This is a genomic window from Thiospirochaeta perfilievii, assembly GCF_008329945.1.
Taxonomy (GTDB): domain Bacteria; phylum Spirochaetota; class Spirochaetia; order DSM-2461; family DSM-2461; genus Thiospirochaeta; species Thiospirochaeta perfilievii.
In genome coordinates this window covers 2,144,929-2,170,751 of sequence record NZ_CP035807.1, presented here as the reverse complement: position 1 = coordinate 2,170,751, position 25,823 = coordinate 2,144,929, and the positions used below count along the sequence as shown (strand labels likewise).

At 33.4% G+C, this 25,823-nt stretch carries 26 protein-coding genes; 13 read left to right on the top strand and 13 right to left on the bottom strand.

From position 1 onward, the window contains the following. Positions 1 to 19: 19 nt before the first annotated feature. Positions 20 to 1,300, bottom strand: coding sequence for a bifunctional ornithine acetyltransferase/N-acetylglutamate synthase (locus EW093_RS09890; protein ID WP_187759666.1), 1,281 nt, complete (start codon positions 1,298 to 1,300; stop codon positions 20 to 22). Between the two features lie 60 nt (positions 1,301 to 1,360). Here EW093_RS09890 and rmuC point away from each other — a divergent pair, with 60 nt between their 5' ends. Next, the gene (gene rmuC, locus EW093_RS09885; RefSeq protein ID WP_149568247.1) at positions 1,361 to 2,152 is read left to right on the top strand and encodes a DNA recombination protein RmuC; all 792 of its coding nucleotides are present in this window, start codon (positions 1,361 to 1,363) and stop codon (positions 2,150 to 2,152) included. Here rmuC and EW093_RS09880 read toward each other — a convergent pair. From EW093_RS09880 to EW093_RS09870, 3 genes are read right to left on the bottom strand one after another with little or no spacing between them, the layout of a single operon-like run. Continuing rightward, positions 2,139 to 3,113: an endonuclease/exonuclease/phosphatase family protein gene (locus EW093_RS09880; RefSeq protein ID WP_149568246.1), complete on the bottom strand. Its 975-nt coding sequence runs from the start codon at positions 3,111 to 3,113 to the stop codon at positions 2,139 to 2,141. The genes rmuC and EW093_RS09880 overlap by 14 nt on opposite strands. A gap of 59 nt (positions 3,114 to 3,172) precedes the next feature. Then, positions 3,173 to 4,105, bottom strand: a complete 933-nt coding sequence (locus EW093_RS09875) for a phosphoribosylaminoimidazolesuccinocarboxamide synthase (protein ID WP_149568245.1) — start codon at positions 4,103 to 4,105, stop codon at positions 3,173 to 3,175. Next, on the bottom strand, positions 4,105 to 4,704 hold the full coding sequence (locus tag EW093_RS09870; RefSeq protein ID WP_149568244.1) for an ATP-dependent Clp protease proteolytic subunit: 600 nt from the start codon (positions 4,702 to 4,704) through the stop codon (positions 4,105 to 4,107). The genes EW093_RS09875 and EW093_RS09870 overlap by 1 nt, the downstream gene beginning before the upstream one ends. A gap of 114 nt (positions 4,705 to 4,818) precedes the next feature. On the opposite strand from EW093_RS09870, the gene era reads away from it, so the two are divergent. Then, the gene (era, locus tag EW093_RS09865) at positions 4,819 to 5,697 is read left to right on the top strand and encodes a GTPase Era (protein WP_149568243.1); all 879 of its coding nucleotides are present in this window, start codon (positions 4,819 to 4,821) and stop codon (positions 5,695 to 5,697) included. Further along, complete coding sequence (locus EW093_RS09860) at positions 5,694 to 6,431, top strand: lysophospholipid acyltransferase family protein (protein ID WP_149568242.1); 738 nt, start codon at positions 5,694 to 5,696, stop codon at positions 6,429 to 6,431. Before era ends, EW093_RS09860 begins: the two co-directional genes overlap by 4 nt. Positions 6,432 to 6,491: 60 nt before the next feature. Here the strand turns inward: EW093_RS09860 and EW093_RS09855 are convergent, their stop codons facing one another. The 3 genes from EW093_RS09855 to lysS all read right to left on the bottom strand — a co-directional run bounded on the left by EW093_RS09855 (position 6,492) and on the right by lysS (position 11,609). Continuing rightward, a complete protein-coding gene (locus EW093_RS09855; RefSeq protein ID WP_149568241.1) occupies positions 6,492 to 9,026 on the bottom strand; it encodes an alpha-amylase family glycosyl hydrolase in 2,535 nt (844 codons plus the stop codon). Positions 9,027 to 9,219: 193 nt separating this feature from the next. Further along, positions 9,220 to 9,975: a hypothetical protein gene (locus EW093_RS09850; protein WP_149568240.1), complete on the bottom strand. Its 756-nt coding sequence runs from the start codon at positions 9,973 to 9,975 to the stop codon at positions 9,220 to 9,222. A 50-nt stretch (positions 9,976 to 10,025) separates the two neighbouring features. Then, positions 10,026 to 11,609 carry a lysine--tRNA ligase gene (lysS, locus tag EW093_RS09845; protein ID WP_149568239.1) on the bottom strand — a complete coding sequence of 528 codons (1,584 nt, stop codon included), beginning with the start codon at positions 11,607 to 11,609 and terminating at the stop codon, positions 10,026 to 10,028. 61 nt (positions 11,610 to 11,670) lie between these two features. Between lysS and EW093_RS09840 the strand changes: the two genes are divergently transcribed. Then, positions 11,671 to 12,249, top strand: coding sequence for a septal ring lytic transglycosylase RlpA family protein (locus tag EW093_RS09840; RefSeq protein ID WP_149568238.1), 579 nt, complete (start codon positions 11,671 to 11,673; stop codon positions 12,247 to 12,249). Here EW093_RS09840 and EW093_RS09835 read toward each other — a convergent pair. Then, on the bottom strand, positions 12,246 to 12,473 hold the full coding sequence (locus tag EW093_RS09835; protein ID WP_149568237.1) for a hypothetical protein: 228 nt from the start codon (positions 12,471 to 12,473) through the stop codon (positions 12,246 to 12,248). The genes EW093_RS09840 and EW093_RS09835 overlap by 4 nt on opposite strands. A gap of 116 nt (positions 12,474 to 12,589) precedes the next feature. Here EW093_RS09835 and EW093_RS09830 point away from each other — a divergent pair, with 116 nt between their 5' ends. From EW093_RS09830 to EW093_RS09810, 5 genes are read left to right on the top strand one after another with little or no spacing between them, the layout of a single operon-like run. Next, positions 12,590 to 13,210: a TlpA disulfide reductase family protein gene (locus EW093_RS09830; protein WP_149568236.1), complete on the top strand. Its 621-nt coding sequence runs from the start codon at positions 12,590 to 12,592 to the stop codon at positions 13,208 to 13,210. Then, entirely contained in the window at positions 13,210 to 14,139 is a 930-nt protein-coding gene (locus EW093_RS09825; protein ID WP_149568235.1) for a cytochrome c biogenesis CcdA family protein, read from the top strand. Before EW093_RS09830 ends, EW093_RS09825 begins: the two co-directional genes overlap by 1 nt. Next, positions 14,140 to 14,781, top strand: a complete 642-nt coding sequence (locus EW093_RS09820; protein ID WP_149568234.1) for a hydroxyacylglutathione hydrolase family protein — start codon at positions 14,140 to 14,142, stop codon at positions 14,779 to 14,781. A 20-nt stretch (positions 14,782 to 14,801) separates the two neighbouring features. Continuing rightward, positions 14,802 to 16,079, top strand: coding sequence for a DUF1576 domain-containing protein (locus EW093_RS09815; protein ID WP_149568233.1), 1,278 nt, complete (start codon positions 14,802 to 14,804; stop codon positions 16,077 to 16,079). After that, positions 16,076 to 16,453: a hypothetical protein gene (locus EW093_RS09810; RefSeq protein WP_149568232.1), complete on the top strand. Its 378-nt coding sequence runs from the start codon at positions 16,076 to 16,078 to the stop codon at positions 16,451 to 16,453. The genes EW093_RS09815 and EW093_RS09810 overlap by 4 nt, the downstream gene beginning before the upstream one ends. Positions 16,454 to 16,458: 5 nt before the next feature. Here EW093_RS09810 and EW093_RS09805 read toward each other — a convergent pair whose 3' ends face one another. Next, complete coding sequence (locus EW093_RS09805) at positions 16,459 to 17,055, bottom strand: flavodoxin family protein (protein ID WP_149568231.1); 597 nt, start codon at positions 17,053 to 17,055, stop codon at positions 16,459 to 16,461. Then, the gene (locus EW093_RS09800; protein ID WP_149568230.1) at positions 17,052 to 18,239 is read right to left on the bottom strand and encodes a cation:proton antiporter; all 1,188 of its coding nucleotides are present in this window, start codon (positions 18,237 to 18,239) and stop codon (positions 17,052 to 17,054) included. Before EW093_RS09800 ends, EW093_RS09805 begins: the two co-directional genes overlap by 4 nt. A 178-nt stretch (positions 18,240 to 18,417) precedes the next feature. Between EW093_RS09800 and EW093_RS09795 the strand changes: the two genes are divergently transcribed. From EW093_RS09795 to EW093_RS09780, 4 genes are read left to right on the top strand one after another with little or no spacing between them, the layout of a single operon-like run. Next, a complete protein-coding gene (locus EW093_RS09795) occupies positions 18,418 to 18,939 on the top strand; it encodes a hypothetical protein (RefSeq protein ID WP_149568229.1) in 522 nt (173 codons plus the stop codon). Positions 18,940 to 18,993: 54 nt separating this feature from the next. Then, on the top strand, positions 18,994 to 20,244 hold the full coding sequence (locus EW093_RS09790; RefSeq protein WP_149568228.1) for a spore photoproduct lyase family protein: 1,251 nt from the start codon (positions 18,994 to 18,996) through the stop codon (positions 20,242 to 20,244). A gap of 23 nt (positions 20,245 to 20,267) precedes the next feature. Beyond that, positions 20,268 to 21,521 (top strand): amino-acid N-acetyltransferase, encoded by a 1,254-nt coding sequence (gene argA, locus EW093_RS09785; RefSeq protein WP_149568227.1) that lies wholly within the window; start codon positions 20,268 to 20,270, stop codon positions 21,519 to 21,521. Between the two features lies 1 nt (position 21,522). Next, positions 21,523 to 22,761, top strand: a complete 1,239-nt coding sequence (locus EW093_RS09780) for a BaiN/RdsA family NAD(P)/FAD-dependent oxidoreductase (RefSeq protein WP_187759665.1) — start codon at positions 21,523 to 21,525, stop codon at positions 22,759 to 22,761. Positions 22,762 to 22,789: 28 nt separating this feature from the next. On the opposite strand, the gene EW093_RS09775 is transcribed toward EW093_RS09780, so the two are convergent. The 3 genes from EW093_RS09775 to EW093_RS09765 are packed head-to-tail and all read right to left on the bottom strand — an operon-like array spanning position 22,790 to position 25,792. Next, positions 22,790 to 23,581, bottom strand: coding sequence for an amino acid ABC transporter ATP-binding protein (locus EW093_RS09775; protein WP_149568225.1), 792 nt, complete (start codon positions 23,579 to 23,581; stop codon positions 22,790 to 22,792). Then, positions 23,578 to 24,630, bottom strand: a complete 1,053-nt coding sequence (locus tag EW093_RS09770; RefSeq protein WP_149568224.1) for an amino acid ABC transporter permease — start codon at positions 24,628 to 24,630, stop codon at positions 23,578 to 23,580. The genes EW093_RS09775 and EW093_RS09770 overlap by 4 nt, the downstream gene beginning before the upstream one ends. Next, on the bottom strand, positions 24,623 to 25,792 hold the full coding sequence (locus tag EW093_RS09765; RefSeq protein WP_149568223.1) for an amino acid ABC transporter permease: 1,170 nt from the start codon (positions 25,790 to 25,792) through the stop codon (positions 24,623 to 24,625). Before EW093_RS09765 ends, EW093_RS09770 begins: the two co-directional genes overlap by 8 nt. Between the last annotated feature and the right edge of the window lie 31 nt (positions 25,793 to 25,823).

The window sequence follows — 25,823 nt, the reverse complement described above, 5'->3', positions numbered from 1 at the left end:
ACACTATTCCTTTAACTTATCAAGATCTATAATCTGCATTTTCTCTAACGTATTCATAGGACAGATCTGAGCCATATACAGTAGCACTTTCTAATCCATTCTGCAAATCTACCACAATTTCAACATTATTCCTATGCTCTGGAAATCCTATGGCTGTTTCATTAAACGACCTATCTTTTAGATATCTATTTAATTTTAGCTCCAACTCTTCGTTAAGAGTAAAAGCACCATTATCATATATTATATAATCCCCCATATAAAGTGTTATACATTCTGGATCTAATGGAATATTCTCATTTCCTGCAACATCCCCTATAGCTTGTAATAATCGCCCTAGATTCGGATCATTTCCATAGATTGCAGCTTTTAGAAGTGGGGCATTTATTATAGCTTTACCTATTTTTAAAGCATCATCTTCACACTGGACACCTTTAACAGTTACCTGAATAACGTGGGCCGTCCCCTCACCGTTTCTTACTACATCTTGACAGAGATCTAAACAGATAGAGTAAAGAGAGTCTTCAAATAGAGAAGTTTTTACGCCTTGGATTATATTTGAACTAAAAATCATTGCAGTATCACTTGTACTTTGGTCACTATCTATTGATATTCTATTAAAAGTTTTATCTACAACTCTCTTTAGAATAGATCTTAGTTCCTTACGCTCTACAGCTATATCAGTTAAGATAAAAACTAGCATTGTTGCCATATTTGGTTCTATCATACCTGCACCCTTAGCCACTGCAGTAATCCGTCCCCCTTGAATCTCTATACTTCTTACCTTAGGGTAGTTATCTGTTGTCATAATACCCTTGGCAACAGGAAATATTGAGTTGGAATTAAGACTCTCTATTAACTTAGGGATAGAACTTATTATATCTTCTTGTGGAAGTTTCCAGCCAATTATACCTGTTGAAGATGAAAAAAACTTCTGGCCTTTAATATTTAAATTTTCCGATAGGGAGCTTAGTATATTATCAATAGACTCTGCACCACCACTACACCTAACATTAGAGATCTTATTATTAATAAGAACCCCTCGAGTAGTTTCTGAATCTAACATCTTTTTCCCATGAACAACAGGGTGGCCAGGGAAGCTATTTTTTGTAAAAACACTCCCAAAGGACTCACTATCATTATCAAGAAGGATTAAAGACAGCTTCATAGGTAGTGCTTTATCAACCTTTTTCTCTATGGGGAAAAAAGTTAATGGAACAACACCAACCTTAAACCCCTTAGGAAGCTTAGATCTACTAATAACTTCCTCTTCATACTCTTCTCTGTTTTTATATTTTTCCACCATAACATTTTATTTACATATATTAGTTTTATCAAGAAGATTTATGAGTTATAGTTAGCTATGTTATACCTATCAATAAGTTTTAATATAATACTATTTTTATTAGTAATTATAACTCTATTTAAAAGTAGTGGAAAGAATCTAGATCAGAGTGTTAAAAGTAGACTTTCCCAGCTAGACAACATAGAGAGGGAAGTTAGGGAGTTAAACTCTATATTTACCCTTCCATATCTACGGGGAGAAGCAGGAGAGACTCTATTAAAAGAGTTATTAAACAATTATCTGCCTAAGGGAACATTTCAACTACAATATGGTTTTAAAAATGGCTCTCGAGTAGATGCTATAATTAGAACAGGTCAATATATAATTCCAATCGATTCTAAATTTCCAATTCAGAGCGTTAATGAAATCCTTCTTACTGATAAACCCTTATCAAACCAGATAATTAGAACTTTTATGAAGCATGGAGAGGATATTGCAAATAAGTACATCAGCCTAAAGGAGGGAACATTAAACTTTGCTGTTATGTATATTCCTTCTGAAAAACTCTATTATAGGGCATTTATTCATAGTGAAGGGGAGTTAATATCAAAATTACTAAAAATAGGAATTCTTCCAGCAAGTCCATCTAGTCTTTTTAGTCTAATTCAAACCGTAGTATATGGACTAAAAGGTTTTACCTTTAATCAACGCCAAAATGAGATAATGGAGAAGATTGAGACACTAAGAACCAATTATACAAAACTAAACAAGCAGTTTAATATTACAAATAGCCATCTTAAAAACCTAAAGGCATCCCTTAACCTGTGCGAAAAACTAATTGAAGAGGGGGAGGAAATTATTCCAGATTAGTTTTAATTCCTTCACTTCTAAGTGTTAAAATAATAGGTAGATGGTCTGAAAAACCTATTTTAAAATCTGTATACCACTTTTTAATATTGCCACTTTTATCAAATAAAAAATCTCTATTATCAACTATAAAGCTATTAAAATAGAAACTCTCCTTATCTAGTAGTTTACTATTTAAGAAGAAGTTATCAATTGTTTCCCACTGACCTTTATACTTATATGACCCCTTAAATGTTGATTTTGGCCAAGGAGTATAAAGTTCATTTTTACCTAGAATACCATCTGTAACAGTTATTCCCTTACCCATATTATTGTACATCAAACCTGTATCAAAGGACTTATATACCCGTTGATACTCATTATAGTTCTCGTTAAAATCTCCTAAAATCAGAACTTCTTTATCCTTTAACTCTTCTAATCTTTTTTTAAGAACACTACTACTCTTTAAACGCAGGTGCTCACTAAAAGAACCAACCTTTGACTTCCAATGGTTATTCATTATTATCAACTCATTTCCATCTATATCTAAGGATACTTCTAAAATGGGCCTTAGTAGTCTATCCCCATTATAGGTTTTTAAAATACCAGTTCGTTTAATAGGATATTTAGATAAAAGACCTAACTGTATGGCTCCAGGACTAGATGTAGAGACCATATAACTATACCCTTTAAGTCTACTTGAAAAATCTTCTAATACAGATAAACCCTCAATCTCTTGTAGACCAATTATATCGGGATCATTAAACTCAATAATTTTAACCAGATTTTTAAGACGCAACTCATATAACTGTCGGCTCCATTTCCCAGAAGAGACGCTAAACTCGGGATACTCTTGTCCATTATCAACTCCATCAAATAGGTTCTGAACATTCCAACTCATAATAGTTACCTCATTAGGTCTATTTTTAACTTGAATACAGCAGGAAGTTGAGAGTACTAATAAAATTATTATAATTGATTTCATATATAGCTCCAAAAAAAAGAGCCTCAAAGGCTCTTTTTATATACTATCTATATACTTAACTATTTTTTTCTCTCCGCTTCAGGAGTAAGGTCACTTGGGGTAAATTTCTCCCCGGTTATTAACTCAAAAGCTTCAATATACTTAAGGGCTATATTAATTCTCATTTGGGATGTGATCTTTGGAGGAACTCCATCCCCCATAAAACCTTGATCCATAAGCCACTGTCGTAAAAACTCTTTATCAACTTTTCTTTGGTTTTCACCCTTCTCAAAAGCCTCTTGATAGGAGTCTTTATACCAAAACCGACTTGAGTCAGGAGTATGAATCTCATCTACAATAATTAATTCACCATCTAAAATACCAAATTCGTACTTTGTATCAACTAGAATAAGTCCACGTTCTGAAGCTAACTTACTACCCCTTGCAAATAGCTTTAAGGCTTTATCTTCAACTTCAGCCCACAACTTACTATCTACTAAACCCTTAGATACAATATCCTCACATGAGATTGGCTCATCATGGTCACCTTGCTCAGCCTTTGTAGATGGAGTTATTAAAGGTGATTCAAACTTCTGATCCATCTTCATCCCCTTAGGAAGGGTTATTCCCGAGATATCACGACCATTTTGGTAATCTCTCCAAGAGGAACCAGTTAAATATCCACGAACAATTACCTCTACAGGAAGAACCTGACACTTTTTCACATGAATACTTCTTGGAGAAACTTGGGAAATTATATGATTATTAATAATATCCTGGGTATTTTTAAACCAGTAAAGAGATAGTCTATTTAACACTTCTCCTTTAAAAGGAATTGTAGAAAGTATTCGGTCAAAGGCAGATATCCTATCTGATGTTGTTAATACCAAACTATCTCCAAGATCAACAATCTCTCTAACTTTTCCATTTATTAGTTTATCGCCCCATCTATTATCAACATCATCTAATTTATCAAAGGTACTATTTAATGCCCCATGGATTCTATCAATCATTAGTTATCGATTTCCTCTCTCTTAGTTACAATTCTAGAGATTAAACCATAATCTTTAGCCTCTGTTGCACTCATCCAAAAGTCTCTATCAGTGTCTCCACTAACTTTCTCAACAGTTTGACCTGTTTCATTGGATATTAATACATTAATTTTATGTCTTAATTTTTCGATCTCTTCTGCATGGATCTGTAAATCAGATGCTACACCCTTCATTCCACTTAGCGGTTGATGGATTAAATAGTGGGAGTTAGGTAGACCAATACGTCTCTCTTTAGGTGCTGCTAATAAAACCAATGCACCAGCACTAGCTACAAGACCCATACCTATAGTATAAACATCTGGCTTAATAAACCTAATCATATCATAAATTGCATATCCTGCATCTGCATCTCCACCAGGAGAGTCTATAAAGACCTTAATAGGTTCATCACTATCAGCTTCTAACAATAGTAGTTGCTTAATAATTTTTTCACCTAACTCTTTATTAATTTCACCAGATAACAAAATAGTTCTTGTTTTTAACATCTTTTGTGCTAATTCATCCTGGGGTGGTGCTACTTTTGGCTTTTTGTCGCCTTCTTCTTCTAATCTTCTGTACATGAGAACATCCTTCTATAAGGTTATTACAATAATATTATATAGTACTATCATATTCAAATTTTATTTTTTATTAAAGCGGTATTTATTTTAATAAAAATAGTCTATTATTTAGGTATGAAATCAGGATTTATTGCAATAATAGGAAGACCCTCAGCAGGGAAGTCCACACTACTAAATACAATTTGTGGTTATAAAATATCTATAACCGCCCAGAGCCCACAGACAACAAGAAACAAGATTAGGGGTATTTATACTGATACTGATAAAGGACAAATAGTCTTTTTAGACACCCCTGGGTATCACATTTCCGATAAGAAATTTAACAACTACATGATGGAGGCTGTACACTCATCTATAAGTGAAGCAGACGTTGTAATGTATGTTGTTGACTCTACAAAGGTACTAGGAAAGGAAGAACAAGAGATAATAAACATTGTAAACAGCAGTAATAAACCTCTTATACTAGTTTTAAATAAGATGGATATTAAAAACAAAGCCCTCGAAGAGATGAGAGGACTACTAGCTGTAAATATAAAACCTAAAGCTATATTAGAAATCTCTGCTCTTAAAGAACAGGGAATAACAGAGTTAAAAGATGCTCTGATTGAGAACTGCCCGGAGGGTCCACTAATGTACCCTGCGGAGTATTATACTGATCAGGAACCAGAATTTAGAATGGCTGAAATTATAAGAGAGAAAGCTATTCGTAGAGTAAAAGATGAAGTTCCCCACTCAATTTATGTAGAAATGGCAGACACAGAGTACAACGAAGCCGAAAATACTATGTGGGTAAGAGCCTTTTTAACTGTAGAACAGGAGAGCCAAAAGGGTTTTGTTATAGGCCACAAGGGTGAAACTATTAAAAAAATAAGAATAGGGGCTCAGAGAGAGTTGAATAAAATTTTTCCATATAAAATAAAACTAGACCTTAGGGTTAAAGTTAATAAGAGATGGAGAAGAAAGGACTACTTACTTAAAGGAATACTTAAATGATAATTTTAAACTTATTAGGAACACTATTTTACTATTTTACTTTTGGAATGTTTATGATTCTTTATACTCCTGTCTGTTTTCTGGTTTGGATAGTAACAACACCCTTTGACAAGCTTAGACGAATTAATCATAAAATGAACTCATTGGTTGGTTTTTTAATGATGTTTTTAAATCCTTTCTGGAGAACGAAGATACACGGTTTAGAAAATGTTGATAGAAACGAGACATATGTAATTACTCCAAACCATCTATCATTAACAGATATATGTATACTAGCATCCACCGGGCTAGACCTTAAGTGGATTTCAAAAAAAGAGATATCTTATATTCCGACCCTTGGTTGGATGATGTTAATGGGTAAAGATATACTACTGGATAGAAAAGATCCTAAAAGCCAATTCTCTATGATGAGGAAGAGTGAATACTACCTAAACGAGGGTGTTTCTATTGCTATTTTCCCTGAGGGCACTCGAAGTGTTTCAGGGGAACTAGGTAAATTCCGGGATGGGGCAGCTTTATTAGCAAAAAAAACAAATAGAAAGGTCCTTCCTGTTTGTAACTATGGTAATAACCATGCAATGCCTAAAAAAGGCTTTATATGGAATAAAAAGGTGGAAATGAATATGTATTTCTTACCCCCTATTTTCCCTAGCGAATATAAAACAAAGGAACTATCAAATTTAATAAAAGATTCTATACAGAAAAAAACAGATGAACTTAACTCTTTAAAGTAAAATCTTCGAAATAGACTTAAGCCCTCCTTTATTTTTATAAAGAAGGGCATATGTAACTAATTACCTGCTGGTATATACTGTATTATCCCAAGCTTTTATGAAAATTTCACTAGCTTGTGAGTCATAACTACGATTTCCACCATCCCAGTTATTATTTGAATTATTAAAACAGAACATAAAATGAGTTGGAGCATTTGGAATAGTAGCAACCCACCAGTGAATACCATTCTCTAACTTCTCATACTCCATTACAATATCTCCTGATAAACCATCCCAAGGGTGTATAGAATATGTTGTAGCAGATTCCCACTCTCCAAAATGAACAGTTAAATCTGTTGTTGTAGAAAATGTACCAATAATATTAGAAACTATTATACCTTCATCTACAACATTAACGTTCTGACTAACTGGAGAGAATATATATCCAGATTTTACTGGACTTAAAACATATGACCCTGTAGAAATATTACTAAAGCTATAATAACCGTTAGAATCTGTAAGAGTAGATTTAGAACCAAGGGAAACAGTTACACCGCTTAATCCTTTATCATCTTCTAATATCTGACCTGAAACAGAGTATGTTTCTATTGGTTCAGTTGACATTGAGTACTCCAAAGTTGACTCGTTTAAAGAAACTGTCCAAGTTCCAGCTGAAGGAATATATATATCATCTCCAGTAAAAACAGCCACGTTCTCTATATTTCCTGCACCGTAGTTTCTTTGCCAGTCTCCGTCTCTATCAAACTTAAATCGGCCACCTTGAGCAAATGTAGCTTGGACGCTCCATACATCCCCAACCTTAGACATTGCAGTTGTTCCCCAACTATTAAATGTTCCCCTAAGATACAAACTGTCCCAACCGGGGTCTACAGTAGAAGTACCATAAGTGGGGAATTTACCATTTACATCCCTATAACTATCGATATCCCCAAAGAATATAACTACTGTTGTTAATCCAGGAACAGAACCTAAAGAGTAGAAGTTTTTGTTTAAATCTGTAACTGTATTCCCTTGAGAACCAACACCATTCCCCATTAGAATATACGCCTCTTCTCCAGGTGAAAAAGTTAAACTACTAGACTCTAGGTCTACACTGATCTCCCTATCATTACTACTAAAATTATGAACTACTAATATTTTTTCTCCATAATACTCTCTGAATATGGCCATAGTATCTGAATTCTGATCTACAGAATCCCAACTTCCATCGTAGGATGAAGCAAACATTGAGATACCAGATCGTAGGGCATCGTAACTATTTCTTATATTAAATAGTCCTTTATAATGGTTTAACATCGATGATGGATCATTTTCTTGAGTCTCAACGTCAGCCCAATTAATATCACCCCTTAATGGATCATCACCTCCCACTTCACCATTTAAGTTATTATATCCCAGCTCTTCAGCATAATAGACAGCAGGAATACCAGATAGAAGAATATAAAGTGAAGCTGCACCCTTCATCTTTCCAATATTCATATCCATCTGATAACCGATTCTTTGTCCTGCAAATGCATCATGATTACTTAAAAAAATTGTATCAATGCTTCCAGTAGGTAGATTGCCTTGAACGTCATAAAGATCCGTTAACATTGCTCCCTGCCTGTATCCATCCTTAAAGGCACTAACTAATTTATACTGAAGCCCAAAATGAAATGCAGTATTAAACTCATCACCGTCACCATAATAACCAACTAATTGCTCAGAAGTCTCTGTTGGAGCTTCTGCCAATAAAATAGCGGAAGGTTTTACACTTTGTAGAGACGCTCGAAACTCTTTCCATAATGAGTGAGTCGCATCTAAATCCTTTTGAACACCTTGTCCCTCTTCTACTAAATATCTTGCGGCATCACATCTAAAACCATCAACATCAGCTGTTTCTACCCAAAATTTCATAATATTTTTTACTTCTGATACAACCTCAGGATTTCTATAGTTAAGGTCTGGCATATCATAACCAAAAACTGAATAAAAATTTCCTCTATTTAATTTAGTATCCCATTGCATAACTGATCCTCCACCCCAAGGTGTTTCCCAGTTCTGAATACTACTCCAAGTTGAATCGTTCCCATAATTTAAATCGGGGTTTTGCCAACAATACCAGTCGGTTTTTGAATAGTCATTGAAATATGAAACATTGTAACCTGTATGGTTTACAACTAAATCTAATATTAACTTCATCCCATTATTATGTGCTTCATCCACTAAATCTTTTAGGTCCTGATTATTTCCATAATCACCTCTAACCTGATAATAGTTATTTGTATTATAACCATGATAACTATCAGCTTCAAAAACGGGCATTAACCAAATAGTTTTTACTCCAAGGGATTTGAGGTATGGAATTTTATTTTTAACACCCTTTAAATCCCCAATCCCATTTCCATCAGTATCATTAAAAGCCTTCACATAAACCTGATAAATACTTGATGATTGAATCCATGAGTCATCTTCACTGTTTAAAGACCTTGAGACAGCTAATTCATCTGAAGATACAAACTTTTCTGTATCAGAACCCGTTAAAACATTTCCACATGAGGTTACTAAGAAAAGTAACAACATGGTTGAAAAAATGTTTTTCAATAATTTTTTCATATTTTCTCCTTATATATAAACCATATATTGGTATTAATCGTGGAAACAAAGACAACAATGCAAACGCTTCCAAAGAAGTGCTATTAAAATTATGCAAGCGCTTCCATGATATGTCAAGGAATAATTTTGAATATTAATCGGGATTTATATTTAGGACTAAATATTATTAGGAATAAAGCAGCGAATCCTTTAGTTAATACATTAGAGTCGTTCTCAACTGCTTATTATACTCATTCTTATAGGTTGTTGGTGCAAACCATGATGAGATATTTATCAATCCTGAGACAACCATTAATCCGGCACCTAAAAAGAACTGGCTCTCATTAGAAGAACTTTCTCCATAATAATAGGAATCATCATACATAGGTTCTACAGCATAATCTGAAATTAGTGAATAACCAATTAGATAACAAAGAGAAGAGGAAATAAAGTAGAGCCATCCTTTTTTATCCCCCTGCATAACAGAACCAATACCAGGTAAAAATATATTTAAAACCGTATAGCCAAGGGCACTCTCCTTCTCCAAGGAGTTATATACTATCATTCTAGTTCCAATATCAGTAGTTCTAATTAGATCAGAATCTATTTTTACCTTCTTTAATTTACTTAATGGAAGATCCTCTAAAATTGAAACTAACTGAAAATGGTCATAACCAATTAAACTTTTATTTGCTCCATTAGAGTTATTATTTGAGTTATTAATGACTATTGAACTATTTGTACCACTGGAGGCTACCTTCTCTTTTCTCATTAAATCAATATCTCTATACTCAATTTTAAAAACAGAACCACCAGTTAACTCAATTTTAACATAATCATTTATTTTGTTTTCAATAACAATACCCTTTAGAATAGAACCATCTTTCTTCTCAACAACATCAACATAATCCTGGGAAAAAATCATGGATGCTAATAATAGCATAACAACTAACAAAACATTTCTTTTCACTTTATAATCCTTTTTTTTAAATCTAGGGGCCTTACAGACCCCTGTATTGTTTAATATCTACTTAATATTTTTAATAGTTTATCTCTACCAATAGTAGAAAGGAAGGATACTAGACGTGGTCCCTTTTCTTTCCCAATTATTGCTCGATATACAAGTGGAAACATTTCAGATGTCTCAATTTCTACTTCCCTTGCAACATCATAAACCTTAACACCAAACTCTTTTTCAGTAACTTTACCAAGATAGTTTTCTACTGCTACTGATAGAAGTTGCAAGATCTTTCTCTCCTGATCATTAACATCAAGTAACTCTTCTTCACCCTTATTGATGCTAAATTTAAAATCCTCAGGAGCAAAGTCTCTTGACCAGTTAATAGCACACTCACACCTTCTTTTAAGTCTCTCTATCTGGTGTGGTTCTACATCACCTAAAGCTTCAATAACACTGTCAATATTATTTTCATGAATACTTAATAGTGTTGTTAACTGTCTAATTTGAATCTGATAAGGCATTTGTATAGGAACTTCTCCTACCTGGGAGAGTTCATATATTCTTGCCTCTTTAGCCCATTTTTTCATCTGCTTATCAGTTTCTGGTTTACTAAAATATGTTCTTTCACACTTATCGTAATCTTCGTATATCTTTAGAACGTCTAAGTCAAAGGATATGGAGAACTCTGAATTTGGTCTTGTTCCAGCAAATAGGTATCTAATAACCTCAGGTTGATATACCTCTAAGACCTCAGCTAAAGATATAACACCTCCGGCGGATGAGGACATTTTACCTCCACGACCTTTTACTGCAATAAAATCATATTGAAAAGTTACAGGAGGCTCATGATTATAGACCTCTTTACCTGTTAACTTTGCAGTATCGAAACTTCCTCCATCGGAGTGATGATCTTTACCAGCTGGCTCAAAATCAACACCTTCATATGCCCAACGCATTGGCCAGTCAATTCTCCAAGGAAGCTTAACCCAAGGTGTTGTTTTCATATCAACAGTTTCATCATTTCCACAATCACAAGAGTAGTGGACACCATATTCACCATCCCAGTCAAGGACTTTAGTAGTGTCTTTATCACACTTAGAACAAAAAACGGATACAGGCCACCAGTCATCTGGTAAGTCTGAAGTTCTACTATCATTTAACTCCCGTCGTATAACATCTCTATGCTCTAAGGCAATCTTCATCTGATCAGCGTATTCACTATTTCGGTATTTTGTAGCTTGATATATATATTCAGGAAATATTCCAACTTCTGGCAATAACTTCTCTAATCGCTTTTCGTTAGCTCGGGCATAACTCTCTTCCCCATCTATAAAATCCGGGGCAAGAACTATTGGCTTTCTTAAAAAAGTGGCCATCTCTTCCTGTTTAGGCATATCCTTAGGAACCTTTCTAAATACATCATAATCATCCCAAGAGTAGATAAACCTTACATTTTTACCCATATCCCTTAATGCTCTAACAGTTAGGTCTACCGAGATTATCTCTCTAAAGTTACCTACATGAACTGTCCCTGAAGGGGTAATACCAGAGGCACATGTATATACCTCTTTATCCCCTTTTTCTCTGATAATCTTATCAGCGGTTAAATCCGCCCAGTGTGTTGATTTAGGTCTGTTATTCATAGTGGAACATTATATATTAGTTTTCATTAAGGATTAACCCTTTTTAGTCGATATTTCTTACATGAAAAGATTTTTATTTGCATTTTTAATAATTTTACCTGTTTTAATATATAGCCATGAATTAAAAGGAGAAGCCTCTTGGTATGGAGGTAAGTTTATAGGTAGACAGACTGCTAATGGAGAAATATTTGATACTATGCTGTATACAGCTGCCCATAAGACCCTACCTTTTAATACTATTGTTGAAGTTACAAACCTAGATAACGGAAAAAAGACTACTGTACGAATAAATGATAGAGGCCCATTCATTAAGGGAAGAATTATTGACCTGTCACAAAAAGCGGCAGAAGATATAGACATGGTAAAAACTGGTACAGCAAAAATAGTATTAAAAGTTATAAAAATGCCAAAAACTGCCCAGGTTATGGATATTCAAGTTGCAGCTTACTCTAATTTCACCTACGCAACGGCAATGAAAAAAAAGTTAAAAAGTGCAGGCTTTGAGCCTAAAACGTCCATGAGCAATACAGGGATCATGAGGGTTATGATACCTAACGTACCTATAAGCAAAAGTTATGAGATTGTAAAAAAATTAGAAGGTCTAGGAATAGACAAAATACTAATAAAACATAGGGGTTAAGAGAAGTTTATCTTGTAGTTCTGATAGGTTAAAAATACACCTATTAGAAAAAACATTGTCATACTCTTTCTAAGTCGTCCTATATATTGATCATTCTCTTCCATCTCTTCTACAGTTGATGTTTTAATCAATCTTTGCAATTTAATGTATAAATACCCTGAATAAACAAGGGGTATTAAATTAACAATTATAGCTAGGCCTATTTTAACTATATTACTATTCACTGTACTCTCCATTATTTTGCTATTTTACTATATACAATTATTACAATTTAGTAATAATTACTAAATATTAGTACCAATTCATATACAGATTTTTTTTTTGGTGCTAATATTTACCTATGAAAAAGATAAACAATACAGTCATATTACTATTAACAATGCTAGCTTGTACAGGAACAATTATAGCTAAACCAGCAAATGAAGAGCCTGTAGTTGAAGAATCCTCTGTGGAAAAAACTAAAGAAGTTGTAACACAAACCCTAAAAGAGGAGCCATCCTTAATCGACAAATTAATTGATGCTAAAATAAGTGCAATGGATAAGCCAGTACCTTCCCCTGATTTTACCATTAAAAACTTAAATGGTGAGGATGTTACCCTATCAGACTATAAAGGCCAGGCACTTCTTCTTAACTTTTGGGCATCATGGTGTGGACCTTGTAAAATGGAAATGCCATCAATGGAACGTCTTGAACAGATAGGAAAAGATAAAAATTTTAGAGTTTTAGCCGTAAACCTGGCTGAACCTAAAGAAACAGTAGAAGCGTTTATAGATAACAACAACTACACTTTTGATGTTCTGCTAGACTCTGATAATCAGATTGGATTAATGTATGGAGCTAGAAGTATTCCTACTACATACCTAGTAGATAAAGATGGAAACATTGTAGGTGGTAAGATTGGAACCCATGAATGGGATGACCCAAAAATTGTTGCAATATTGGAAGAGTTAGGCAAATAATGGAAATAAACATTCTATTGGCCCTATTCGCTGGGCTTATATCATTTTTATCACCCTGCATCTTCCCTATAATTCCTTCATATATAGCATATATTGGAGCTGCTACATATGATGATGGTTTTAAAAGAAATAAGGGGGCACTACCCTTAATAATCTCATTCATTATTGGCTTTACAATTGTATTCTCTTTAATGGGTGTTGCTTTTAGTACTCTAGGTTTTGCATTTAAAAACTACTCATTATTAATAACAAGGATTTCTGGAATTATTGTTATTATTCTTGGATTAAATACAATATTCAATTTTTTCAAGTTTTTAGATTATGAAAAAAAGGTAGATTTTAGAAGTGATAAAAAAGGAATTCTAAGCAGCATTCTTTTAGGAATGGCTTTTGGAGCGGGCTGGTCCCCTTGTATAGGACCTATTTTAGCCTCTATTCTATTTTTAGCTGGAAACTCAACAACACTTTTAAGTGGTTTAGTATTATTGCTATTCTTCTCCCTTGGACTTGGTATTCCCTTTCTAATTGCCGGTATATTTATTTCAAAGTTTAGAGAAAAGAGTGTTGTAATTAAAAAACATCTAGGGAAAATTAAGGTGTTTAGTGGAATCTTTATAACATTGATTGGTATTTTTATTCTTCTTAATAAATTATCCAATATAAACATTGTTTTAAACCAAATATCAAACTCCTTTAGTATATGGTATTCTATAAATGGAACTATTTTTAATATTGTTCTAGGTTCTATATCTGCTTTACTTTTTTTATTTTTAACAAAAATAGGGATTAAAAGAGCAAGGGAGAAGAGAAAAATAGTTTTACATATAATTTTCTCAACTCTATTCTTAATACTATCTATTACAACATATGCGGGGCTAATAAATTGGGGAGGGATTCTATCTTCTTACCTAGCCTTTCAAGGGATATAAATGATTAAGATATTTACTCTTTTAGAAAATAATTACTCCTATATTATAGAAAATAGAAGTGGTGTTTTTATTATTGACCCAGGTGAATCAGATAAGATTATATCCTACTTAAAGAGTAAAAATTTAATCCCCAACTACATACTTTTAACTCACCATCATATTGACCATGTAGGTGGGTTAGAAGATATTTTAGAAAAGTACAAAAACTGTGTAATAATTGATAGCCATACAAATAAAGAGATTTTAAAAACACTCAAAATAGAGATGTTATTAACCCCTGGGCATACAGAAGACTCTTGCTGTTACTATTTTAAAGAAGAGGGTGGAATATTTACTGGAGACACTCTTTTCACAGGTATATGCGGAAGAATTATGGATGGGAAAAGTTATAAAGAGATGTTTAAATCATTAAATAGATTAAAGGCTCTTCCTAGAGAAACAAAACTATATCCTGGTCATGAATATATTCAACATTCTATTGATTTTATGGAAAAACTATCCCTAGACCCAGGTTATTATAAAAAACTCTCTCTAATGAATATGCCTTCTACCAACTCGACAATTGGACTAGAAATAGATAATAACCTTTTTATGACAAGTAATTTTGATAAATTTGCATATTATAGAAGACTAAAAGGGTAAAAAGCTTGTAGTATTAAAAAATGACAAAACAACACTTAATACTTAGAAATCTTTTAAGCTCAATAATACTCCTTTTTATTATTATTGGTATAATTCATGATGGCTTTTCTCAAGCTATAACTCAATTTGTATCTATACAACTATCCCCAGCAAGACTTATAAGTGACTTCATCTCTATTGCAGGAATAGGTGGAGCTCTAATAAACTCAGCACTAGTAGGACTAGTAGGTTTGGTTATAATCTTAAAATTAGATGTAAAACTATCTGGTCCAACATTTGCGGCGGTCTTTACCCTAATGGGATTTGGACTTTTTGGAAAAACTGTATTAAATATAATACCTATAATTTTAGGTGTATATCTGTCTGGTAAGTTTGTAGGGAAAGAGTTTAAAGAGTATATAATCATTGCACTTTTTGGGACAGCATTAGGTCCTATTGTTAGTCTTATAGCATTTGAGATAGGTTTAACTGGAGTTTTAGGGGTAATAACAGGTATCTCTCTAGGGATAATAACAGGTTTTTTCCTACCATCTCTAGCTGTTGCAATGCTACATTTACACCAAGGATACAACCTGTATAATATGGGTTTAACTTGTGGGTTTTTAGGACTTTTTGCAGCATCCTTTGTTAAAATTTCTGGACACAAGTTTGTAGGACAGATGGCATGGTATTCAGAAAAGTCCACATTATTAACACTATTAATTCCTGTTTTATCACTCTTCTTAATAATTCTAGGAATAATTATTGATAAAAAAGACTCAATTAAATCATTTTTCAAAATACAAAAAATCCCAGGAAGACTGCCATCAGACTTTATGGATATAGAATCCTTAGCCGGAACCCTTATTAATAGCGGAGTAATTGGTATAGTAGGAACTCTATATACCATAATTATAGGTGGAGACTTTAACGGTCCTGTTATTGGTGGGTTACTTACAATTATAGGGTTCTCTGCATTTGGTACTAACTTAAAAAATAGCTGGCCAGTAGTATTTGGGGTAATTTTATGTGCTCTACTCTTTAAGCTGGATTTAAACTCCCCTGGGCCTATTCTTGCAGCTATTTTTGTAACAACACTAGGCCCTCTTGCAGGAGAGTTTGGATGGAAGGTTGGAATCTTAGCTGGTTTTACACACCTAGTTATGGTTATGGAGACAGGTGGTTGGCATGGTGCTATAAATCTGTACAATAATGGTTTTGCTGGAGGCTTAACTGCTACAATTTTTGTTGCAGTAATACAGTGGTATAAAACTAATAAAACCGAGTTTAAAGATACATTTAGGAGTAAAATGAAGTGAGAAGAAAGGATATTATACTAAATTTATTAAGTGAAATCTCTAGTTACATACTAGAAGAAGATCCCCAAAGAATGGTTATCTCCCTCCATCAGGAGGAGTCGGGTCTACATCTATGTGTCTTAGATAGCAACCACCATAGCGATGAAGAGATTGAAAAGATGGAAAAGGCATTAAATAGCCAAAAAAGACCAGAGTTAGCCGGCTATTATGGGGCGATGACTGGTCATGATCTTTTAGGGTCATCCCGTTTAGATCTTTTAGGTTGGCAGGTAAAACATGCCGATGTATCAAGAACGGATTCTGGAATTAAAATAGATCTATGGCTTGGTGGTGAAGAGTTTGAAAGCCACAGATTTTCTATACCAAAAGAGTAAAAATATTAAGTGTGAAGTTTTTTAGTAACTTCTCCAACTTTAAAGCCTAGGTTTGCAGCTGTTTGTAATCCTAGGTCATCACACTGGATACCACCATCATGTCCTGAGTGTAGTATTCCTCCAAAGTGACTAGTAGGAGAAGCATCAGGAACTACTATCATCCCATGAATCATACAAAATGCAACTAAATCCATCGCAGCTAACTCCTGCCCTCCATTTCTTGAATTTCCCACTGTTAATACACCTGAAACCTTGTTTTCCCAGTCAAAACCTCTTCTCCTAAAGACAACACACCTATCAATAAAGCTCTTCATTAAGGATGTAACACCACCAAAATAAACTGGAGAGGCAAATATAAAACCTTTAACTTCCGGGTCATTAAAAATATTAAAAAGTTTGCTTGAAAATTCATCATTAATTGAACAGTATCCTGTTTTTTTGCAATCACCACAGGCATCACACCCAGTAAAAGAATAACTACTTAGCTCTATAATATCTGTATCAAAACCATGGGTTTTAACTTGTTCCATAGCTTTAGTAAGACCTATTAGTGTTGTACTCCCAATTTTTTTAGGACTTCCATTTATTCCAATTATCTTCATAAAAACTCCTTTTTAAGTAATTTTGGACCCAAAATATTTATCCCTATTAGACCTAAAGGCGCAGTTAAGATAATAGCCATTACTGCATAGGCCAGGATCTCCTTCCCATATGGTAATCCCCTCTCAAGGGCTACAGCACCAAGAGCGGCCTGTACAGTAGCCTTAGGAAGATAAGAGATTATGCAAAATAGTCTCTCTTTAAATGATAAACCAGAACCAATAGTTGCAACATAAACACCTAAAGATCTAAAAACAAGCCCACCTAGAATAATAAAAACCCCCATAAAGCCAGCTTCCATTGCCACCTCTACATCAACAGAGCTTCCAATTATTACAAATAAAATTATCTCTGCAAAAACCCATGCGCCATTTAACTGTCGTGCTGTTTCATGGGCTGCATGTTCTGCCTTCTCTAGGACAACAAACCCTGCTGTCATAACACCTAAAAGTGCCGCAATATGTAACCACTCTCCTACTTGGAATAGAAAGAGTGAAATAGTTAATAGGACTAGGGCTTTTTCTGTACCCTTTAACCTATCATGATATTTTTTAAAATAGAAACTTAGAAGTAGACCAATTACTAAACCACTTATAATTCCTCCAATTATAGAAATTGGGATTGAAAGAAGTGTAGAACCAAGTCCAGAACCCTCACCTGTTAATAGACCAAGGAATAGGGTAAATAGTGTTATAGCAAAAACATCGTCTAGGGATGCACCTGCTAGAACAAGTGTTGGCACTTCTCTTTTTTTTCCAAATCCAGCATCTTTTAAATTAAGCATAGAAGGTACAACTACCGCTGGTGAAACGGCGGATAACAGTGATGCTGTTAGGGCTGATGTTAAAAAATCAAAGGGTGATAAATAGTAAAAAAGAAATGTTAGAGATAATCCCTCAAATAGACAGGGAACAAAAGCCATAAAAAGGGCAGCTCTACCTACTTTTTTTAAAACTGATTTTTTAATTCCAAGTCCTGCTCTTAACAAAATTACGATTAATGCTAACGATTTTAAGAAAGGTGCAATATCCCATAAGACTGGAGGAATCTGCTCCTTTAAGAAGATAGAGATAAAAACACCTAAAAGTGTCATACCTAAAACAGACGGTAATTTTATTCTGGTAAAGAGTCTTCCAGATAACCACCCCCCTCCTAGTATCAATAATATAGTTATATTAAAAGTCATATTAATATCATATCAAAATTTAAAAATTCTTTACAGGTATATTATTTAGAAACATCCCCCCTTTACCAAGGACTTCTGTAAATAAATAAAAAAAAGTTTGAAAGATGACTAAATTATATCTATAAATGAGGTAAACGGGTAGCATCTTTCAAAATATATTCAAGAGGAGTAGAGTATAATGTTTAACGATAAAGATAAAAGAGAGATTAAAAAGTTCGAACTATTATTTTTTATTATTTGGGGAGGAACAATTATTCCTTACATTATATATCTACATATGGTAAATCAATCTATAGGACTATCCCTAGAAATAGATAGAGAGATATTAAGTAGTGAAATATTTATTATCTACGCAACTATAAGCGGAATATCCTTGGTTTTTGGCTGTATTCTACATAATAAAATTTTTAATGATGTTCACTTCTCAAATACTAAAATTTCTAAACTATTTAATAGCCTAAATAAGAGAGAAGATATAATAATAACAAATAGTGAGACAAATATAAGTATTAATCTCTCTACAATTTTCTCAATATATACAGTATCTATTGGTTTGGTTCATATCCCCGCACTCTTTGGCCTAGTATTAGCTCTTACAACACAGACCCTTACACCATTTTATCTTTTATGGGGTACTTCAATACTAGGAATCTTAATAATAAAACCCAAGCTTAAAAAGTTGTTAACATTATATAATTGATTGCTAAGTGTTGAACTGATAGAAAAGAATACTAAATAAATCTATAATTTACTTATGAGCAAGATTGGGCAATTTGAGAGTAACAAAAGCTGGCAGAGAGTTTTACCAGAAGAGAAAAAATTTATAGAGAGAGTTTCTACAGACTACCTACTCTCTTATCAAGATATTAAACAGTTAATTGATATTACACTGGACTTAGAGGCATGGGATGAGGGAAATCTAAAAACTATATGGCCAGATGTATCAGATTCTAAACTAAAAAATAAGGAACTTAAAACCTACATTATGGGGCAGATTAAAAAGTCTTGGAACAGACTAAAACTAGAACCAACAGATTATAAAGGTTTTAAACCAAAATCAGACTTTAAAAAAGATGATATAAAGTTTGAGGATATAAATGAGGATAGAACAATCCTTGGAGATTGTCCTGTAGCATCAGAGAAAACCCGTTGTTGTAACTTAAAAACACTAGACTCTGTAATTAATTGTGGTTTTGATTGTAGTTACTGTACTATCCAATCATTTTATAAGGGAGGTAAAGTTCTTTTTGAGAAAAAATTAGAAGAGAAGCTAGAAAAAATAGAGTTAGACCCTAAAAAAAGATATCATATAGGAACAGGTCAATCATCCGACTCATTAATGTGGGGAAACAGGGAAAACAACTTAAAACTACTCTTTGATTTTGCTAAAAAAAATAAAAATGTAATACTTGAGTTAAAAACTAAATCTTCAAATATTGATTATATATTAGAAAATGATGTACCTCCCAATATAATATGTACCTGGTCCCTAAATACAACAACTATTATTCAAAATGAAGAACATTTAACCGCAACGTTAGAGGAGAGGTTAATTTCTGCAAAAGAAGTACAAGAAAAAGGTGTATTAATTGGTTTCCACTTCCACCCCATGGTCTACTACAAAGGATGGGAAGATGAATATAAAGAGTTGGCAAACAATATAATAGAGATGTTTGATCCTAAAAGAACAGCACTTATATCAATTGGGACATTAACTTTTATAAAACCCGTGATAAAACAGATAAGAGAGAGGGACTTTAGGACAAAAATACTACAGATCCCTTTAGAGGATGCAGAAGGGAAACAATCTTATACCTATGATATAAAAAAGAAAATGTTTTCCACCCTGTATAAATCTTTTAAACCCTGGCATAAAGAAGTATTTTTCTACATGTGCATGGAGGATAAAAACCTATGGATGGATGTTTTTAATAGAGAGTATAAAGACAACAAAGAGTTTGAAGATGATATGATAAATAGTTACTTTACTAAAATCCAGTATTAAAAGATAATTTCTTTGAGGAAAATATGAAAAGAGATAAATTAAGAGAGAGCGTAGACCTAATACGGGAAGTTTTTTTCTATACAAGAAGGTTTAAAAACCAAACATTTGTATTTCAGATTGAAAATAGTATTATAGAAGGAGAAAATTTCCACAGTCTTATTAAAGATCTTGCAATGCTTAAAGAGTCAGGGATTAATATTGTAATTGTACCTGGAGCCCATGACCATATTGATAGAATTCTAAAGCAGTACAATGTACAAACAAACTCTATAGACGGAATTAGGATCTCAACTTCTGAGACTATCCCATTTATAAAAATGGCAGCCTTTGATGTAGCAAATAGTATAATGACATCCCTTAGTCGGTCAAAAATCCCTGCAGTAATAGGGAATTGGGTCCACGCAAGAGGAAAGGGAGTAATTAAGGGTATAGACTACCAGGAGACTGGTGTTGTAGATAAAATATACAGAGATCCCCTCTTCAAAGTTATTAATGATGATTTAGTTCCAATATTTCCATGTATAGGATGGAATAGTTTAGGAAAGCCATACAATATAAGTAGCAGAGATCTAGCATCCTCAATAAGTATAACCCTTGGTTCAAGTAAACTTTTCTTTATTGGAGAACATGATAAATTAGGTGGTGTTAGCCAAATGTCCCTAAAAGAGGCCAAACAATATAGAGGATATGCCCAGGGATTAGTTGAACTGGGTGTAAATGCCTGTGAGAACGGAGTTACAAGAGTACATATAATAGATGGAAGGGTTGAAGGTATTATATTAAAAGAGATCTTCTCCAATACTGGAGAGGGAACAATGATCCACTCTAATGCATACGAACAGATAAGACCAATGATTAATGATGATATCCCTGATGTTTTAAAAATAATGAAGCCATATATTGAAGATGGTATTTTATTAAGTAGAACCAAAGAACAGATGGAAGAGTGTTTACATGACTTTGTAGTATATGAAATAGATAATAAGATACATGCCTGTGGAGCACTACATCTTAAAGAGGATGGATTTGGAGAGATCGCAGCTCTTGCGACAGATTTATCCTCTAAAACAAATGGTTCAGGTAAGGCTATAGTGGACTACCTTCTTAGTAGAGGAGAAGAGAGGAACGCAAAAATGATATTTGTATTAACTACAAAAACATCAGATTGGTTTGAATCTATAGGTTTTAAGAAAGGAAATATCGATGATCTCCCTATTTGGAAAAAAGAGAAATATAACCTAGAAAGAAATTCTAGAATATATATTAAAAAGGTTTAATTTGAACAATACAGTAATAATAGGTGGTGGTGCTGCAGGACTTTTTTTAGCGGCAAACCTTAAAGGAGATAATAACCTCCTAATTGAAGGAACAAAAAAATTAGGACAAAAAATCCTAATAACCGGTGGAGGAATGTGTAACATTACTAATATGGATGATACACAGGAGTTTATTAAAAGGTTTGGAGATAAAAAGAAGTGTAACTTCCTAAAACCTGCAATATTAAACTTATCTACAGAGAATACAAGGCAGTGGTTAGAAAAGGCAGGATTAGATATAGTCATCAGGGAAGATGGAAAGGTCTTTCCTAAAAGCTTAAGAGCCCAATCTGTAATAGATATCCTATATAAAAAACTCACAGAAAATGGATGTAAAATCCGATACAATTTAAAAGTAAATAGTGTTGAGAAGTTGGATAGTGGTTTTAAAATATATACAGATAACGAACCAATCTACTGCAAAAAATTGGTTTTTACTACTGGGGGTAAATCATTCCCTAAAACAGGATCTGATGGTTCATCATATAACATAATTAAATTATTAGGTCATAGGATTATTAAGCCAGAACCAGCTCTTACAGGCTTATATATTGAGAATTATAAATTCAAAACTATAAGTGGTACTTCAATTAAAAACTCATTTATTGAATTCTACAGAGATGGAGAGAATAAAAGATACCATACAGCCAATGGAGATGTTCTATTTACCCATAAGGGTCTATCAGGACCAGGGATTTTAAATAATTCAAGGGTTATTAGGGATGGTGATTTATTAAAGTTAACTCTTATCCCATGTGAAAATAGAGAAGAAAAAAGAAGTGAGATTTTAAACCTTATAAATGAATCAAACCCTGTAACTATTAAAAAGTTTTTAAAATCCTTAGGTATAACATCTTCTATGGGTGATCTTTTAATAGAGTTCCTTAGCCTAGATGGGAACCATACAATAAAATCACTAAATAAAAAAGTGAAAAATAGAATAATAGATACCCTACTTAGTTTCTTATTCAAAGTTAAAACTAAAATGGATTTTAATGCAGCAATGGTAACTTCTGGAGGTGTTGATACTCAAGAGATTAATAGAACAACCATGGAATCTAAACTAATACCCGGTCTTTATTTTGCTGGAGAGATTATAGATATTGATGGAGATACTGGGGGATATAATATCCAAGCAGCATTTTCTACTGCAAAGTTAATTTCTGATAAACTAAATAAAGAGGTTGAAGCTATAGGTTAGTATTACTAACCTATAGCCATAATAAATCCTATGATATTGCATGGATCTGTTTTAAAAACTCTATGGTTCTCTCGTTCTCAGGGTTTTTAAAAAACTTCTCTGGAACCTGTCTTTCCACTATTCGCCCTTCATCCATAAAAATTACATGATCAGCAACCCTTCTAGCAAAACCCATTTCATGGGTTACAACAATCATTGTCATTCCCTCCTCTGCAAGGGATACCATAACATCTAAAACTTCATTAACCATCTCTGGGTCTAGAGCAGAAGTAGGTTCATCAAATAACATAATCTTAGGCTGCATACATAGACTTCTAGCAATAGCTGCACGTTGTTGCTGTCCACCAGATAGTTGTGCTGGAAATTTATGAGCATGCTCAGCAATATTAACCCTTTTAAGGTATTTCCATGCAATTTTTTCCGCATCCTTTTTAGACATCTTTCTAACCCAAATAGGAGCAAGGGTAAGATTATCTAAGATAGAGAGATGGGGAAACAGATTAAAGCTTTGAAAACACATCCCAACTTCCTGTCTAATAACTGATATATCCTTAATATCATTTGTTAACTCATGACCCATAACATTAATACTACCTTTTTGATGCTTCTCTAAGTGATTTATACATCGTATAAGTGTGGATTTACCAGATCCAGATGGTCCACAAACAACAATCTTCTCACCTGCAAAAACTTCAAGATCCACATCCTTTAGGACATGAAAGTCTCCATACCACTTATTGACCTTATCAATGGTAATAATACACTCTTCTCCATTTATTTCAGAACCAGTAAGTTCTGGCTTATCTTTAGTTTCTATCATTTTTTTTCTCCTGAAATAGGTAGTCTATTTAACTTTTCTTCTGCTTTGTCTGTTATTCGCGATACCCAGTAGCAGATAACCCAGTATACAATCCCAGCAAAGATTAACCCCTCTGGTTCCATTCCAAGCCAATTACTATCACTAGCTAAAGGGTTAACAATTCCTAAAAGATCAAACATCCCAATTATAAGAACAAGGGTTGTATCTTTAATAAATGAAATCGAGATTCCACCAATATTTGATATAGTAATTTTAAAAACTTGGGGTAATATAATTAAGTAGGATTGCAAATTAAACCTAAACCCTAATGACTCAGCTGCCTCATACTGGCCCTTAGGAATAGCTTGTAAACCTCCCCTAATTACCTCTGCTAAATATGCGGATTGAAAAAATGTCATCCCTATTACAACCCTTACAATTTTATCAATAGTAACACCTGAAGGTAAAAAAAACGGAACAACCACAGATGACATAAAAAGTATAGTTATTAGGGGTATTCCCCTAAAGAACTCAATGTATGCTATAGATAATCCACGAATTACAGGGAGTTCACTTCTTCTAGAGAGTGCTAAAATAACACCTATAGGGAAGGAGTATAAAAGACCTAACAGGGATAATATCAGAGTCAGTGTAAGTCCTCCCCAATCATTGGTTGAAACCTTCTCTAGTAATAAGCCTCCTGAGAGAAAGAATCCAATAATAACTGGCCATAGAATCATCTGTCCAACTAATATAAAGACCTTATGTTTTATACTTTTAATAAAATATGGGATCATTGTAAAAATAATTAGTACCACTGCAACTAAAATTCTCCAGATCTCCTTTTTAGGAAAAAATCCAAACATAAAAAAACGTATTTTATTTACAATAAAAGCCCAGGTAGCACCCTCACCAGTGGCAACATCCCTACTATCTCCAACCCAAACCGCATCTAATACTGCCCAGTTTAGAAACCATATTCCAAACCGTACTACCACATATAGAGCTAATAAAGTTAAAATAGAGTTCAGCGGAGAGTTAAAATAATCATCCTTTATTTTTTTAATCATAGGGAATCTCCTCCTTGCTAATCATTACACCCTTTTTATTAATAATTGATTTGTTATACCAGTTCATTAACAGAGATGTAATTAAACTGATTCCAAGATAAGTAACCATTACTAAAGACATAACTTCTAATGCACGTCCTGTCTGATTAAGTGTAGTACCAGCAAAAACTGATGTAAGATCAGGATATGCTACAGCCATTCCCAGGGATGTATTTTTAATAATATTAAGATACTGATTTGTTACAGGCGGAATCATAGTTCTCATTGCTTGAGGAACAATAATAAGCCTTAGTCTGTCCCAAGCTGAAAATCCTAAACTTTGAGCTGCCTCCATTTGTCCCTTTGGAACAGCCACAATTGAACTTCTAACAATTTCCGAAATATAAGTAGAAGTATATGTTCCAAGGGCTACTACTACAGAGAAGAGTTCAGGTCTTAATGTCATTCCAGATGAAAATTTGAACTTTGTAATAACAGGTAAAACAATATTATAAGGAGATGTTATTAAAGCATAGATAATAGGAGTAAAAATAGCCAACAAAGTCCACGGCCACAACCTTCTATGAACACCTCTTAAGACCATATCCTTTTTAATTTTACTAATAAAAAATATCCCGAATAGTCCAAGAAAAAATAGTATGTTAAAAGTAGGGGCATTATCTCCAGGGATAAATGCAGGCACAGTTATTCCCCTAACATTTATATATATCCAATTTTTTATAATTAATGACTCTTTAAATGGTGGAAGAATATTTAAAAAAACAACTTGGTACCAAAAAAGAACATGTAGAAGAGGTGGTATATTTCTTAAAAACTCTACATAGGTCTTAGCAACACCACTTAAAAGTTTATTTTTTGACATTCTTAGAAGACCAACAAAAAAACCTAAAATTGTAGCCAATATAATCCCTATAAATGATGCCAACAAAGTATTTAAAAGACCAACAACAAAGGTCCTTGCAAAACTATCAGACTCCTCATAATCTATTAAAGTCTGGCTAATAGAAAAACCTGCAGTATCATCTAGGAATCCAAATCCAATACCGATATTTCTCTCATTAATATTTTTTACATATGTAAATCCAAAGAAAATAAAGAGCCCCAAAAGAACTGCAATAATACTGCTTTGAAGTGTAAGATTCCTTAAATTAATTTTCTTCATAAGTGAAACTCCTGTATAAAAATAAAAAAAC